We start from the raw sequence: 14,095 nt of genomic DNA, 5'->3' as shown, positions 1-14,095 counted from the left end.
GTGAAAGGGGAACCATCATGGCCGCCATGAAACCGAGGACCGGTGACGGGCCGATGGAGGCTGTCAAAGAAGGTCGCCTCATCGTCGTCCGCGTGCCACTCGAGGGTGGGGGGCGATTGGTCGTCTCCGTCAATGATGCCGAGGCGAAAGAACTTCACGACGCGCTTGCCGGAGTCGTCGCGCCCGTCTGATCGATCACTATCGGACGTCGCCCTCGGGCGGCGTCCGATTTTTCGTGCCCGGATGCGGCTGTCCGCCGCCGGGGTAGCAGCGTCAGTCGGTGAGCTTGGTGAGCTGCAGCAGGCCGTCGCCCACGGGTGACAGCGCTCCGATGACGTCATCCGAACCGGCGATCTCGTTGAGCAGGAACCTGAAATTCGCGACGACGTCGTCACGCTGGGCCGGATCTGCCACCCGGCCCTTCCAGAGTGCGTGGGCGACCACGACGGTGCCGCCGCGGCGGGCCAGTCGCAACCCGTGCTCGACGTACTCGACGACAGACTGTGGATCCCCGTCGATGAAGACCAGGTCGTAGCTGCCCTCGTTCATGCGCGGGAGCACGTCAAGCGCCCTGCCGCAGATGAGCCGGATGCGGTTTGCTGGAATACCGGCATCTCCGAACGCCTTGCGGGCCTGCTGCTGGTAGTCCAGCTCGGAGTCGATGGTCGTGAGAACGGCTTCCGGCGCCCCGTGCATCAGCCACATGCCGCTGACCCCGAGACCGGTGCCGATCTCGATCATGTTGGTGGGCCCGGTGGCTGCCGCAATCACGGCGAGCTGCGCACCCATCGACGGGGTTATCGGCTCGATCCCGAGTTCGAGGGAGTGCAGGCGAGCCGCGAGCACATCAGGGCGCTCCACAGCGAACTCTTCGGCGAATTTCCAGCTCAACAGCTTGTCTGACACGGGGTGCTCCTCACTGGGCCAACTCTAGGGTTACTCGCGTCATACAGCGGGTATCCTGAGCGAGTGTCCTTCGGTCTCACTTTCGAAAAACTTCTCGTTATTGGGATCATCGCTGTCTTCCTGCTCGGCCCTGAGCGACTGCCCTACTACGCATCCCAGCTCGCGAGGCTCGTGAAATCGATCAGGGGTATGGCGGATGGCGCGAAGGAGCGCATGCGGGAGGAGATGGGCCCCGACTTCGACGAGATCGACTGGAAGAAGATGGATCCGCGGCAGTACGACCCGCGCCGCATCATCCGCGAGGCTCTTCTCGAAGGTCCGGATGAGCCAGCGAAGCCAGCCGTCGTGCGACCCCCCGCCGAGTCCGCGTACGCCCAGCGCCAACGGATGCTCAGGGAGAACCTGCCGACGCCCCACGATACGGAGTCGACCTAGCGCGAAAGCTCAGCGGCGTCGCAGGGCCTTGAGAACCTTCAGGGCCGCGGTCATCAGCCCGGTCATCTTTTCCCACTCCTCGCCGGTGCGAGGGAGGTTCATGATGCCGGTCGACTCGGCGACAGTGCGTGCCTCGACGAAGCGCAGCAGCCCCTCCGCGCCGTTTCGCCGACCCATGCCGGAATGCTTCATTCCGCCCATGGGTGCGTCTGTGCTCGAGAAGGATGCCCGGTAGCCCTCGTTGATGTTGACGCTGCCGACGTCGAGCAGGTCGGCGATCCGCCGCCCCCGCGCGCGCGACCCGGTGAACACCGAAGCGTTGAGCCCGAACTCCGAGTCGTTGGCTGCCGCGATCGCCTCTGCCTCGCCTTCGACCACGGTGATCGCCACGACCGGGCCGAACGTCTCGTGGGCGAAGCACTCCATGCCCGGCGTCACCCCGGTCAGCACCGTCGGCTCGAAGAAGTATGGGCCGAGGTCGGGGCGGGCTCGACCCCCGGCGAGGACGGTGGCTCCCTTAGCGACGGCGTCATCCACATGCCTGCTGACGCGTTCGAGCTGGGCGGCCGAGGTGAGGGAGCCGACATCGGTGGAGAAGTTCAGGGCTGACCCCTGTCGAAGGCTCCTCGTGCGCTCGGCAAAAGCGCGGATGAATTCCGTGGCGATCGTCCGGTCGACGTAGATGCGTTCGATCGAGACGCACAGCTGGCCCATCGATGAGAACACGGCGTATGCGGCGTTGGCGGCAGCCTCGGCGGGCTTCGCGTCGTCGAGAACGATCAGCGGATTTTTTCCGCCGAGCTCGAGCGAGGCTCCGGTGAGCGTCGCTGCCGCGCGCTCACCCACCTTCGTGCCGGTGGCCGTGGATCCGGTGAAACACACGTAGTCGGCGGCATCCACCACCGCGTTGCCGATCTCGGTGCCATCACCAGCGACCACGGCCCACAGCGCCTCGGGAACCCCGGCATCGATGAAGGCACGACGTGACGCGAGAATCGACAGTGCGCCCTGGTTGTCGGCTTTCTGGACTACGGCATTGCCCGAGGCGAGAGCGGGGACCACATCCATGATCGAGAGCGCGATCGGGTAGTTCCACGGGGTGATGACGCCGATGAGCCCCTTGGGCTTGTGGCTGACGCGCGTCTGGATGACGACCGGGATGCTGGCCCGTCGTCGGCGGGTCTTCAGCACGTTTCGGGCAGACACCGCGTAGTAGCGGGCGACGCTCGCTGCCTCGAAGACCTCCTCGAATGCCTGTCCGCGGGTCTTGCCGCTCTCCGTCTGCAGTATGTCGAGCAGTTCCTTCGCGCGCTCCAGCAGCAGGTCGTGGGCCGTGAGCAGCACGGCACGGCGGTGGGCGAAACCGGCGGCACGCCAGGCCTGCTGTGCGACGCGGGCGGCGGCCGCGGCATCCTGCACATCGCCGGCATTCGACACGGGCAGGCTGTGCAGCACGGTGCCCGTGAACGGGGCGATGACCTCCGCGGTCGTCCCGTTCGTGGCAGTCAGGTCGGCGACCAGTTCTGCGATTCTCGCGTCGCTGATCGGAGCAGTTCGCATCGTTGCTGGCATGGCGCAAGCCTACGCGGGCGTGATCGTGTCCACACCGGCAAGCCGCGGCTCGCATCCGGCTCGTGAGTACGGGGCCAGGCACTCACTACACTCAGGGAAATGACCGCACTGCCGCGGGTTCTCACCCGAAGAACAATCGCCACGTACGCCATCGGTTCGCTCGGGACCGGCGGATTCGCCACCCTGCCGGGCCTCGTGCTGGTCTTCTACCTAACGGACACTCTCGGCATCGCGGCCCTGGCCGCGGGGATCCTCGTCACCGTCGCCAAGGCCTGGGATGTGATTATCGACCCCGTGATCGGCGCGCACAGCGACCGGAGCCTTGCGGTGTGGGGATCGAGGCGACCCTTCATGGTGCTTGGCGCTGTCGCCCTGCCGGTGTTCTTCATCCTGACCTTTGCCGTGCCGGCCGGTATCGACCCATTCGCATCCGGGTTCTGGGTGCTCGTCGCCTTTCTCATCACGGCCACGGCGTTCAGCCTGTTCCAGGTGCCGTACATCGCGCTGCCCGCCGAGCTCGCTGACGGCTATGACCAGCGCACGAAGCTCATCTCGGCGCGCGTGGTTGTGCTGACCATCGCGATCCTGCTGTTCGGTGCCGGTGCCCCCGAGATCAGGGATGCGTTTGCCGACGAGCACACCGGGTACCTCGTGATGGCCGTCGTCGCTGGTATCGTCATCGGGCTCGGGATGCTCGTCTCCAGCTTTGTCGCACCGCGCGGTCTCTCCGCCGAGGTCGCCCGGGTTTCCATCCTCGACACGTACCGCGCCGGGCTGGCCGCGCTGAGGCGCAGCCAGCCGTTCCGAGCGCTGCTGCTCACCTTCCTGCTCCAGGGGCTTGCGACGGGCCTGATGCTGGCAGGCGCGCAGTATGTTGCGACGTGGGTGCTCGGAACGGGCGTCACGATCCTGTTTGTCGCGCTCATCGCACCAGCGGTCATCTTCGCTCCCGTATGGGCGCTGGTCGCGGCTCGCATCGGCAAGGAACGCGCCTTCCGGCTCGCATCGCTGCTGTTCGGGCTGGCGGCCCTGGTGATGATCCTCCAGGTGTGGATTCCTGGTGAATGGATCTATGCGCCCGTCGCGCTCGCGGGGGCCGCATACGCGGGCATGCAATCGTTGCCGATGTCGATGCTGCCCGACGTCATCTCCCACGACGCGCACAGGCACGGAATCGGCTCGGCAGGCACGTTCGGTGGAGTGTGGACGGCGGGGGAGACCACGGGGATGGCGCTCGGCGCAACAGTGCTGACCGTCGTGCTTGCGGCATCTGGTTACCTTGAATCTGTCGGTGAACAGGTTGTCGTGCAGCAACCGGGCACAATCGTGGGTATCGTTTTGAGCTTCAGCCTCGTGCCGGCCGTGATCATTGCGGCATCGCTCTGGTCTTTCTCGCGTTATCCGCTGCGAAGGGCAGACATCGATCGGCTCAGCGAAAGGACCATCGCATGAATTTGCAGGAACAACCGTCAGATGTGCTCGCCAGGCTGGCGGAACTGAGGGAAGCCGATGCTCCCACCCACGGCGGTCGCGTGCTGTCGTACGTCTACGACTCCGGAGTTGCCGAACTGGACCAGTTGGCCGCCGACGCCATCCGGATGGTGCAGCCGGTCAACGGGCTCGACCCCACCACGTTCACCTCGGTCGCTGTCATGGAGCGCGAGGTCGTCGCGTTCGCGCGCGACATGCTGAACGGAGACGATGACGTCGTCGGCAGCGTCACGACGGGCGGTACAGAGAGTTGCCTGCTCGCGGTCAAGACGGCCCGCGACAACTGGACGGGCGACGGAAAGCCCAGGCTGCTCGCTCCCGTCACCGCGCATGCGGCGTTCCAGAAGGCCGCGCACTACTTCGGTCTCGACCTCGATCTCGTGCCGGTGCTTCCCGACGGGACCGTCGATACCGACGTCATGATCGAACGCATGGGGCCGGATGTCGCTCTCGTGGTCGTGTCTGCCCCGAGCTACCCGCATGCGGCCATCGACCCGATCGCCGCGATCGCCGCGGCCGCGCTCGAGCAGGGCATCGACTGCCACGTCGACGCGTGCATCGGCGGATGGGTGCTGCCGTTCTGGGAAGGCCTCGAGCCCTGGGACTTCCGGGTCGACGGCGTCACGAGCATGAGCGCAGACCTCCATAAGTTCGCGTATGCCCCGAAAGGCATATCGGTGCTGCTGACTCGCGGTCGGGATCGTCAGCGCGCACAGTATTTCTCGACGACCCAGTGGCCCGGGTATCCGGTGGTCAACGCGACCATGCTCGGGTCGAAGTCGGCGGGAGCGCTCGCCGCGGGCTGGGCCATCACCCGGGCACTGGGTCGCGACGGGCTCGCCGAACTCGCGGCATCCTGCGCCAGGTCGACGGCCTTCCTCGTCGAGCTCATCGACTTCATCGAGGGGCTGCGAGTGGTCGGCTCGCCCGTCGGCCCGCTGCTCGCCATCGCTACCGACGAGAGCGTTCCCGAAGAGCGCAGGGTCGACCCGCACCACTGGGCCGACGAGGTGCGATCACACGGATGGATGCTGCAGCTGCAGCCCGGACTCAACCAGAGTTTCGGTGTGACCCTGCCGCACACCACCCACCTCACGATCACGCCCGTGACGGAGAGCGTGATGGCCGGGCTTGCCGATGCCCTCATGAGCGCCGCTGGAGCGGTTCGCGGGGTGCCGCCGGTGTCTGCAGACGACGCCCTCGCTTCGCTGCCCGAGGGGCTGCTCGACTCGCTCACCGAACCGCTGGATTCGGAGTCGGCGCTGCGAGTGCTGACCGAGGTCGGACTCGTCGCGACGGATGCGTCGGGCCTGCCCGAGAAGATGGCGCCGTTTCTCGCGCTCATCACGGCGCTGCCGGCTCCCGTGACCGAACGGCTGCTCACGGAACTCATCGCACGCACCATCGAATAAGGGCCGCACTGTCGAACAGGCCGCACTGTCGAACAGGCCGCACTGTCGAACAGGCCGCACGGTCCAATAGGGCCGCACGGTCGAATAGGCGCCGGGTTCAGCCTTCGTGGCGCTGCTCGAACTCGGCGGCCTCGGCCTGGAATGCGGAGAGCACGGCTCGCACCGAGGGGCGCTGCGCACGGTCCGGTCGTACGAGAGCACTGATCAGCCTCGACGACCTGACCCCGACCAGCGGTCGGGTGACCAGACCGTTCTCGCGATCGCGGGTCGTGTAGCGGGGGAGGATCCCGATGCCGTGGCCTGCGGCAACCAGCGACTCCACGATGCGGTTGTCGGCGATGCGCTGGGTGACCCGCGCCGGCGCAGCATTGGCCGCTTCGATCCCGCGCAGGATCCGGTCGAACGGGAGGTCTGACGGAACACCTATCCAGTCCTGGTCGATCACATCGGCGGGGGTGAGAGACTTCTTCGCGCCGAGCGGGTGGCCTTCGGGCATGGCGATATCGAGGGGTTCGCGCATGAGCGGGACCACGGTCAGCCCCCGTTCGGTCCACGAGGGCAGGATTCCCGGGGCATCCGCTATGACGATGTCGAAGTCGGCCGTGAGGTCGGCGATGTCGGTGACGAAGCTGTCGAGGTCGCTGCAGATCAGCTGGAGACCGGGCATCTCGGCGACGCGATTGAGGACGCCCGGCAGGAACATCTGCCCGGCGGTCGGGAAGATGGTGATCGTGACCTCGCCCTGGGGTGCCGACCGGAAGTCGGCCCACAGCGCCTCCGCGCGCTCGATGGCTGTGGCGACGTCCGTGGCCGTGCGGGCGAGTGCCCGGCCCGCCGAGGTGAGTGCGACCCCGCGGCCCGATCGCTCGGTGAGTGGCACTCCTGCCTCCCGCTCCAGGATCTTCAGTTGTTGGGAGACGGCCGAGGTGGTGCGGTGTGTTGCGAGTGCGACGGCGGTGATGCTTCCGCGATCCGCGAGTTCCCTCAGCAGCTCCAGCCGGCGAATATCCATGAAGCTAAACTACACGGTTGCCTAAGTAAGATCAGCTTGTTCTACAAGGTTGTAGGCACTGGAATAGAGTTATGAACTTCGAACTGATCATCACAGCAGCGCTCCTCGTGGCGGCCATCTCCGGCACCTTCGTGGTTGCACTGCGCGACGGATACCGTCGCATGCCCACCCGTCGCGCGTAACGCCCGAGCCGGACTTTCCGGTACCGCACCGCCCTGGTCACCCGACCGGGGCGTTCTGCATTTAAGGGCAGTTCGTCGCGGCGGGATCCGGGGGCAGCTCAGTAGGTGCTGAGGCCGAGCTTGCGGCCCGCGAGGCCGCGAGAGCGAGTTGACAGTGCCTCGGCGATGCCGCGGATGACCTTGGCCGCAGGATCGTCCGGTGAAGCCAGGATTACCGGCAGGCCAGAATCCCCACCCTCGCGCAGGGAGATGCTCAGCGGCACCGACCCGAGCACGGGCACCGGCTGCTCCGGCGTGGAGAGCCTGGCCGCGGCATCCGCCCCTCCGCCGGAACCGAACAGCTCGAGGATGCTGCCGTCGGGCTGCACGAGCCCCGACATGTTCTCGATCACCCCGATCACGGCCTGGCCGGTCTGGCGCGCGACGAGCCCGCTGCGCTCCGCCACCTCGGCGGCGGCGGCCTGCGGTGTGGTGACGACGATCACCTCGGCCTGGGGCAGCAGCTGGCCGAGCGAGATGGCGATGTCGCCGGTGCCCGGCGGCAGGTCGAGCAGCAGCACGTCGAGGTCGCCGAAGAACACGTCGGTGAGGAACTGCTGGATGGTGCGATGCAGCATGGGCCCGCGCCACGACACCGCGGTGTGGTCTTCCACGAACATCCCGATCGAGATCACTTTCACGCCGTGCGCGACCGGCGGCAGGATCATCTCGCCGACCTGGGTGGGCGTGGCGCCGGCGATGCCGAGCAGGCCGGGAATCGAGAATCCGAACACGTCGGCGTCGATGAGCCCGACGCGGAGTCCGCGTTCGGCCATCGCCACGGCGAGGTTGGCCGTGAGAGTCGACTTGCCGACGCCGCCCTTCCCGCTCGTGATCGCGTAGATGCGGGTCAGTGACTCCGGGCCGAACTGCAGGGCCTTGGGGCGGCCGCCGCGCAGCTTCGCGGTGAGGGCCTCGCGTTCGGCCGGCGTCATCACACCGACATTGACTGTCACGCCGGTCACGCCCGGGGTGCCGGCGACGGCGTGGTGCACGTCACGCTCGATCGTCCTGGCTGCGGGGCATCCGACGATCGTCAATTTCAGGTCGATGGATGCCACGCCGGTCTCGTCGACCGTCACACCGCCGATCATGTCCAACTCTGTCACGGGCCGGCGGATCTCCGGGTCGATGACCTGTTCGAGCGACTGCCTCACGAGAGCTTCGAGCCGCTCGGTTGCCGCCCGCTCAGCCACCGGGCTTCTTCTCCTCGAGCTCCTCGAGCAGGGACTTCAGCTCAGACCGGATGAAGTCCTTCGACGCGAGGTCTTTCATCGCGAGCCGAAGTGCCACCACCTCCCGGGCCAGGTACTCGGTGTCGTTGAGGTTGCGTTCGGCGCGCTGCCGATCCTGCTCGATGGTGACGCGGTCGCGGTCATCCTGGCGATTCTGTGCAAGCAGGATCAGGGGCGCTGCATAGGAGGCCTGCAGCGACAGGATCAGCGTCAGCGCCGTGAATCCGATCGCGGCGGAGTCGAACCTGATGCCCTCAGGGGCGAGCGTGTTGTAGATCATCCAGAGGATGACGAAGATCGACAGGCCGAACAGGAACCACGGCGTTCCCATGCCTCGCGCAATGGCCTCCGTGAATCGACCGAACCTGTCGCGGCTTTGGAAAATCGATGGGGTGGTGCGCAGGCCGCGGGGGGAGTCCAGGCGCGAGTCTGAACGGCTGGGGCGAGAGCTACGGTCGCGTGCCACGTGGTGACCTCCTGCCTGGTCGTGTCGGTTTTCTCAGGGTTACCGATGCGGTCGAAGTGTTGGTGAAAACAGCCGGCTCTTCTGCGTCGTTCGTCGAACTTCGCCAGTCGTCCGGAAGCAGGTAGTCGAGCACATCGTCAATGGTCACCACCCCGACGAGTCGGTGATTGTCGTCGACGACGGGCACAGACACGAGGTTGTAACTGGCGAGGATGCGCGAGACCTCCGCTGCGCTCGTACCCGAGTGCACGGGCTCGAGCGTCGAGTCCACGATGGTGCCGAGTCGTTCGTTGGGCGGATAGCGGAGCATGCGCTGGAAGTGCACCATGCCGAGGAACCGGCCGGTCGGCGGCTCATAGGGCGGAAGGGTCACGCAGATCGCCGCGCCGAGGGCTGGCGCGAGCTCGTGGCGACGGATCAGGGCCAAGCCTTCGGCGACAGTCGAATCCGCCGAGACGATGATCGGTTCCGTCGTCATCAGGCCACCCGCGGTGTCTGGTGCGTACGACAGCAGGAAGCGCACGTCTTCGGCCTCTTCGGGCTCCATGAGGTCGAGCAGCGTCTCGCCGCGCTCATCGCTGAGGTGCGCGATGAGGTCGGCGGCGTCGTCGGGCTGCATCTGGTCGAGCACGTCAGCCGCGCGGTCGTCGGCGAGCTGGTTCATGATGTCGACCTGCTCGTTCTCTGGCATCTCCTCGAGAACGTCGGCGAGGCGGTCGTCAGACAGCTCGTAAGCGACCTCGAGCATCCGCTGCTCCGGCAGGTCGAGCATGGCGGTGGCGAGGTCGGCGGGCAGCATGTCTGCGTAGCTCGCGACGAGCTGGGTCGCCGACTGCGTTTCGCCGGTGTCGGTCTTCTCGATGATGTCGGACCACGCGATGAAGAGGGTGGCACCCTTCGTGAAGGTGGTCGTCCTGGGGCGGCGCAGGAACGCCTGGGTGACCTCCCACTCTCCGAGCCCCGTCTCCTCGATCGCGACATCCTCGATGTTGGCCTCGCCAGAGCCATCGCGAAGTCGAACCGAGCGGCCCAGGAGCTCCGACATCACCCTGACCTCACCACGACGTTGCTCGAAGCGGCGCAGGTTGATGAGTCCGGTCGTGATGATCTGGCCGGATCCGATGCTGGTGATGCGGCCGATCGACAGGAAGACGCGTCGCTTGCCCGGTACCTCGAGCACCATTCCGACCACGCGGGGGCTGCCCTGTGAGCGGTAGACGACGAGCACATCGCGAACCTTGCCGACTCGGTCGCCATTGGGGTCGAAAACGGAACACCCGACCAGGCGGGCGGCGAATACTCTCGACGTGCTCACGGTAAAACCCTACCGCTGCGTGGCACAATGGCCCGGTGACCAACCAGAGCATGTTCCGTCGGCGTGGCCTCTCCCTTCCCAGTGTTCCCAAGGGCGATGTTCTGGGCACCTACGACACCTACCTCGAGGCACAGTCCGTTGTCGATCGCCTCTCCAAGGCAGATTTCGAAGTCGCCAGGCTCTCGATCGTCGGCAACGACCTGAAGACCGTGGAGCGGGTCACCGGCAAGCAGACATACGGCCGGGCCGCTATCGCGGGTGCGGCATCCGGAGCCTGGCTTGGACTTTTTCTCGGCCTGATTTTCACTCTCTTCACCCCGCCGAGCACCCAGACATTCGGTATCGTCGGCGCCGCACTGCTTATCGGAGCAGGCTTCGGGATGATCTTCAGCATCGTCACCTACACCATCAGCCGCCGCCGCCGGGATTTCACCTCCACCCACCAGGTGCTCGCCAGCAACTACCAGATCATCATCGATCCGGAGTTGACCGCGAAGGCGCAGCAGGCGCTGCAGGAGCATCCGACGGCATAAGCCACGGTCTCGGGCTCCCCCGACGCCGGGTCATGTGACCAGCGGCGGAACTATCTACGCTCCACCGCGCAGCCACGACTCCACGTCGTCGGCCGTGCGAGGGATGCCGATCGACAGGTTCTCGGCGCCGCCCTCTGTGACGAGGATGTCATCTTCGATCCGCACGCCGATGCCGCGGTACTGCTCCGGCACGCTCAGGTCGTCGGGCTGGAAGTACAGCCCCGGTTCGATCGTGAACACCATGCCGGCCTCCAGCACACCGTCGAGGTAGAGCTCTCGGCGCGCGGCAGCACAGTCGTGCACGTCGATGCCGAGGTGGTGGCTCGTGCCGTGCACCATGTAGCGGCGGTGGTACTGGTGATCCGGCTCCAGCGACTCCTCGGCGCTGACCGGCAGCAGGCCCCATTCCGCGGTCTTCCTCGCGATGACCTTCATGGCTTCGGCGTGGATCTCGCGGAACGTCAGCCCCGGCTTCACGATGGCGAACGCAGCATCCGCCGCTTCCAGCACGGCGTCGTAGATGCGGCGCTGCACCTCGGTGAACGTGCCGTTGACAGGAAGCGTGCGGGTCACGTCGGCTGTGTAGTAGCTCTCGAGTTCGATGCCGGCGTCGATGAGGATCAGGTCGCCCGGCACGACGGCGCCGTCATTGCGCGTCCAGTGCAGGATGCAGGCGTGGGCGCCGGATGCCGCGATCGTGTCATACCCGACGGTGTTTCCTTCGGCGCGCGCGCGTCGGTTGAACGTGCCCTCGACGAGGCGTTCGCCCCGGGTGTGCGCGACCACCTGCGGCAGGTCGCCGACCACGTCGTCGAATCCGAGGCCGGTGGCAGCAACAGCGGCACGCATCTCGGCGATCTCGAACGCGTCCTTCACCAGTCGCAGTTCGCTGAGGTCACGGGCGAGCTCGGTGTCGCCATCGGTCTCGAGCTCCACGGCGATGTCGCTGTCTGCTGCGAGCAGGCGGCGCCCGTCGATCTGGTCGGTCACGTCGCGGTCGGCGTCGCGCACGACGAGGGTGGCGGCATCCACGTTGTCGATGACGGCAGAGAATGCGGGGAGCCCTGCGGTCGCGAGCCCGAGGTCGGCTGCGACGTGGGCGAGCGAGGGGCGAGGGCCCGTCCAGAATTCGCCAACCTCGGGGTTGGCGTAGAACTCGTTGGTGTCGCGCCCGGCAGCCTCACGGAAGTACAGCGTCGCGGTATGCCCATTCCCTGTCGGCTCCATCACGAGCACGCTTCCGGGGACCGAATCCGAACCCCAGCCCGTGAGGTGGGCGAAGGCGGAGTGGGCGCGATACGGATAGTCGCAGTCGTTGGATCGCACCTTGGCAGCGCCGGCAGGGATGACCAGCCGCTTATCGGGATGAGCGGCAGAGATGCGGTCACGCCGGGCGGCGGCGAACGCGGACTGGTCGCGCGGTGACGGGGTGACATCCGGTCGGTCTGCCCATTGTGACGAGATGTAGTCGGTGAACGTGGACGACAGCGGAGTCGTCGAGCGGTTCGAGGTGGCGCGGGGGGCAGTGGAGGATGCGGTGGAGTCAGCCATGCATCCATTCTCCACCCGGTCGGTCCGTGCCGTCAGTCTGCCGGGGTCAGTTGGGCGACGATCGGGCGGTGGTCGCTGCCTGAGTCATCCTGGGTCGTGATGACGCGCATTCCGGTGGCCCGCCAATTCGGGGTCGACATAACGTGGTCGATCGGGGCACCCAGGACTGCGGGCGCCGCGGAGGGCCAGGTGCCGACGGCGGCGTTGTCGGTGGTGGCGGCGGCATCCACGCAATTGCCCACGGCAGCCCCCGGTGCCACACCGAGACCTGCGTAGTGGTCGAGGGTCGAGTTGAAGTCGCCCGCCATGATCACGTTGTCGCCGCTGCAGGCATCCTTCACCCATTGCAGGTCGGACCGCCAGTGAGCCATCTCGCCGGGGATAGGGGCGACCGGATGCACGGCCACGATCGTTGGCCCGGAACCGTCGGCCGGGCTGGCGACCACGGACGGCAGCACCGACGTGGTGCGTGCCAGCTCATCCACCGTGTACTCACCCAGGCCGACGCCGATGAGAAGCGTGGTCGACCGGGCTTTCGATACCTCGTCATACGAGGTCGTGTGGGCGATCATGGGGAGACCCGCATCGCTGATCAGGGCGGCGACCGCCTCTCCAGCAGCCCTGGATGTCTCGGGCAGCACGACGACGTCGGCGCCAGCCTCGATCGCCAGCTGTGCGATGGTGTCTGCGCCAGGGAGGTCGCCGAGGGTGTTCCAGCTGAGCACCGTCACATCCGAATCGGTCCGGTCGGCAAAAGCCGTGTCGCCGAAACCGCGGGCAGACAGCACGACGAGGTTGACGAGGCAGAACACCAGCATGATCGCCGCCATGGATGCCGCAAACCGCCGCACGCGCGCGGACACGAGCGCCACGATCACCAGTAACGCCACGATGCCGAACCCCACGCTGGCAGCAGCTCCCCGAAGCGACACGAGTTGCGCGAGGATCGGCAGTCTCGCCGCCCCGAACAACTGCGGCCAGGCGACGACGAGCAGGGCCAGGGCGGTCACCACGATGATGATGGCTGCGAGGGTTCGTCGGATCATTGCGGGCTGAGCCTATGCCAATAGGCTTTGAGAATGCCCGACCGACCCATCGATCTCCATACTCACAGCGCGGTATCCGATGGAACCGAGACTCCGACGCAGTTGGTGCAGGCCGCCATCGCCGCTGGGCTCAGCACTGTGGCGATCACCGACCACGACTCGACGGCGGGGTGGCAGGAGGCGTTTGCCGCGGCATCCGGCACCGGGCTGACGGTCGTTCCTGGCATGGAACTGAGCACGAACTACGGCCCGGCGAGCGTGCACATGCTGGCCTACCTGTTCGATCCGCTGGATGCGGGCATCGTCTCTGAGACAGCGCGCATCCGCGATGGGCGGCTTCGCCGGGCCGAGAAGATCGTCGAGAAGATCGCGGCAGACTATGACCTCACCTGGGACGACGTGCTCGCCGAGGCGCAGGATGGCACGACCCTGGGTCGCCCGCACATCGCCGACGCCCTCGTGCGTAAAGGCTTCGTGGCCAACCGAAGTGCCGCATTCGAGAGCATCCTGCACTGGCAGGGCGGCTACAACGAGAAGTACTACGCGCCGTCACCGCTCGAGGGGGTGCGGATGATCGTCGCGGCCGGGGGAGTGCCGGTGCTCGCGCATCCCGCCACCCAGGGCAGATACCGGTCGATGGATGACTCGGTCGTTCGCGAGCTCGTCGACAACGGGCTGTTCGGGCTGGAGGTGCACCACCGCGACAACACCGACGACGGCAAGCTGTGGCTGCTCGCGCTTGCCGAGAAGTTCGGATTGGTGGTGACGGGGTCGAGTGACTATCACGGCGAGGGCAAGCCGAATCGACTCGCCGAGAACTCGACAGCCCCGGATGTGCTGGAACGGATCATGGCGGCCGGCACCGGCTCGCAGGCCTTCCGCGGCTGAGGACGCGCCCCG

General features: G+C 66.6%; 14 protein-coding genes. 6 read left to right on the top strand and 8 right to left on the bottom strand.

Translation table 11 applies throughout. The features are described from left to right. The first annotated feature begins 17 nt into the window (after nucleotides 1-17). On the top strand, nucleotides 18-191 hold the full coding sequence (locus tag IEW81_RS03355) for a DUF3117 domain-containing protein (RefSeq protein WP_097060507.1): 174 nt from the start codon (nucleotides 18-20) through the stop codon (nucleotides 189-191). A gap of 82 nt (nucleotides 192-273) precedes the next feature. Here IEW81_RS03355 and IEW81_RS03350 read toward each other — a convergent pair whose 3' ends face one another. Continuing rightward, nucleotides 274-906 (bottom strand): O-methyltransferase, encoded by a 633-nt coding sequence (locus tag IEW81_RS03350; RefSeq protein ID WP_097060508.1) that lies wholly within the window; start codon nucleotides 904-906, stop codon nucleotides 274-276. A 63-nt stretch (nucleotides 907-969) separates the two neighbouring features. On the opposite strand from IEW81_RS03350, the gene IEW81_RS03345 reads away from it, so the two are divergent. After that, nucleotides 970-1,341 (top strand): twin-arginine translocase TatA/TatE family subunit, encoded by a 372-nt coding sequence (locus IEW81_RS03345; RefSeq protein ID WP_097060509.1) that lies wholly within the window; start codon nucleotides 970-972, stop codon nucleotides 1,339-1,341. A gap of 9 nt (nucleotides 1,342-1,350) precedes the next feature. Here IEW81_RS03345 and IEW81_RS03340 read toward each other — a convergent pair whose 3' ends face one another. After that, on the bottom strand, nucleotides 1,351-2,913 hold the full coding sequence (locus IEW81_RS03340; RefSeq protein ID WP_097060510.1) for a succinic semialdehyde dehydrogenase: 1,563 nt from the start codon (nucleotides 2,911-2,913) through the stop codon (nucleotides 1,351-1,353). Nucleotides 2,914-3,012: 99 nt separating this feature from the next. On the opposite strand from IEW81_RS03340, the gene IEW81_RS03335 reads away from it, so the two are divergent. After that, nucleotides 3,013-4,365 carry an MFS transporter gene (locus IEW81_RS03335; protein WP_097060511.1) on the top strand — a complete coding sequence of 451 codons (1,353 nt, stop codon included), beginning with the start codon at nucleotides 3,013-3,015 and terminating at the stop codon, nucleotides 4,363-4,365. Beyond that, the gene (locus tag IEW81_RS03330) at nucleotides 4,362-5,816 is read left to right on the top strand and encodes a pyridoxal phosphate-dependent decarboxylase family protein (RefSeq protein WP_097060512.1); all 1,455 of its coding nucleotides are present in this window, start codon (nucleotides 4,362-4,364) and stop codon (nucleotides 5,814-5,816) included. The genes IEW81_RS03335 and IEW81_RS03330 overlap by 4 nt, the downstream gene beginning before the upstream one ends. 97 nt (nucleotides 5,817-5,913) lie before the next feature. On the opposite strand, the gene IEW81_RS03325 is transcribed toward IEW81_RS03330, so the two are convergent. The 4 genes from IEW81_RS03325 to IEW81_RS03310 form a co-directional block, all read right to left on the bottom strand. Beyond that, nucleotides 5,914-6,828 (bottom strand): LysR family transcriptional regulator, encoded by a 915-nt coding sequence (locus tag IEW81_RS03325; RefSeq protein ID WP_097060513.1) that lies wholly within the window; start codon nucleotides 6,826-6,828, stop codon nucleotides 5,914-5,916. A 280-nt stretch (nucleotides 6,829-7,108) separates the two neighbouring features. Continuing rightward, nucleotides 7,109-8,245, bottom strand: a complete 1,137-nt coding sequence (locus IEW81_RS03320) for an Mrp/NBP35 family ATP-binding protein (protein WP_229671215.1) — start codon at nucleotides 8,243-8,245, stop codon at nucleotides 7,109-7,111. Continuing rightward, nucleotides 8,238-8,750: a DUF1003 domain-containing protein gene (locus IEW81_RS03315; protein WP_097060514.1), complete on the bottom strand. Its 513-nt coding sequence runs from the start codon at nucleotides 8,748-8,750 to the stop codon at nucleotides 8,238-8,240. Before IEW81_RS03315 ends, IEW81_RS03320 begins: the two co-directional genes overlap by 8 nt. Then, on the bottom strand, nucleotides 8,734-10,065 hold the full coding sequence (locus IEW81_RS03310) for a magnesium transporter MgtE N-terminal domain-containing protein (protein WP_097060515.1): 1,332 nt from the start codon (nucleotides 10,063-10,065) through the stop codon (nucleotides 8,734-8,736). The genes IEW81_RS03315 and IEW81_RS03310 overlap by 17 nt, the downstream gene beginning before the upstream one ends. A 35-nt stretch (nucleotides 10,066-10,100) precedes the next feature. Here IEW81_RS03310 and IEW81_RS03305 point away from each other — a divergent pair, with 35 nt between their 5' ends. Then, on the top strand, nucleotides 10,101-10,598 hold the full coding sequence (locus IEW81_RS03305; protein WP_229671214.1) for a YflT domain-containing protein: 498 nt from the start codon (nucleotides 10,101-10,103) through the stop codon (nucleotides 10,596-10,598). 54 nt (nucleotides 10,599-10,652) lie between these two features. On the opposite strand, the gene IEW81_RS03300 is transcribed toward IEW81_RS03305, so the two are convergent. Both IEW81_RS03300 and IEW81_RS03295 read right to left on the bottom strand, forming a co-directional pair. After that, on the bottom strand, nucleotides 10,653-12,149 hold the full coding sequence (locus tag IEW81_RS03300; protein WP_097060516.1) for an aminopeptidase P family protein: 1,497 nt from the start codon (nucleotides 12,147-12,149) through the stop codon (nucleotides 10,653-10,655). Between the two features lie 32 nt (nucleotides 12,150-12,181). Next, nucleotides 12,182-13,195, bottom strand: coding sequence for an endonuclease/exonuclease/phosphatase family protein (locus IEW81_RS03295; protein WP_097060517.1), 1,014 nt, complete (start codon nucleotides 13,193-13,195; stop codon nucleotides 12,182-12,184). A gap of 33 nt (nucleotides 13,196-13,228) precedes the next feature. On the opposite strand from IEW81_RS03295, the gene IEW81_RS03290 reads away from it, so the two are divergent. Further along, a complete protein-coding gene (locus IEW81_RS03290; protein ID WP_097060518.1) occupies nucleotides 13,229-14,083 on the top strand; it encodes a PHP domain-containing protein in 855 nt (284 codons plus the stop codon). Nucleotides 14,084-14,095: the final 12 nt, after the last annotated feature.

Origin of the sequence: Salinibacterium xinjiangense (assembly GCF_014645015.1) — a bacterium.
Classification (GTDB): domain Bacteria; phylum Actinomycetota; class Actinomycetes; order Actinomycetales; family Microbacteriaceae; genus Rhodoglobus; species Rhodoglobus xinjiangensis.
This window is presented reverse-complemented; position numbering and strand designations above follow the sequence as displayed.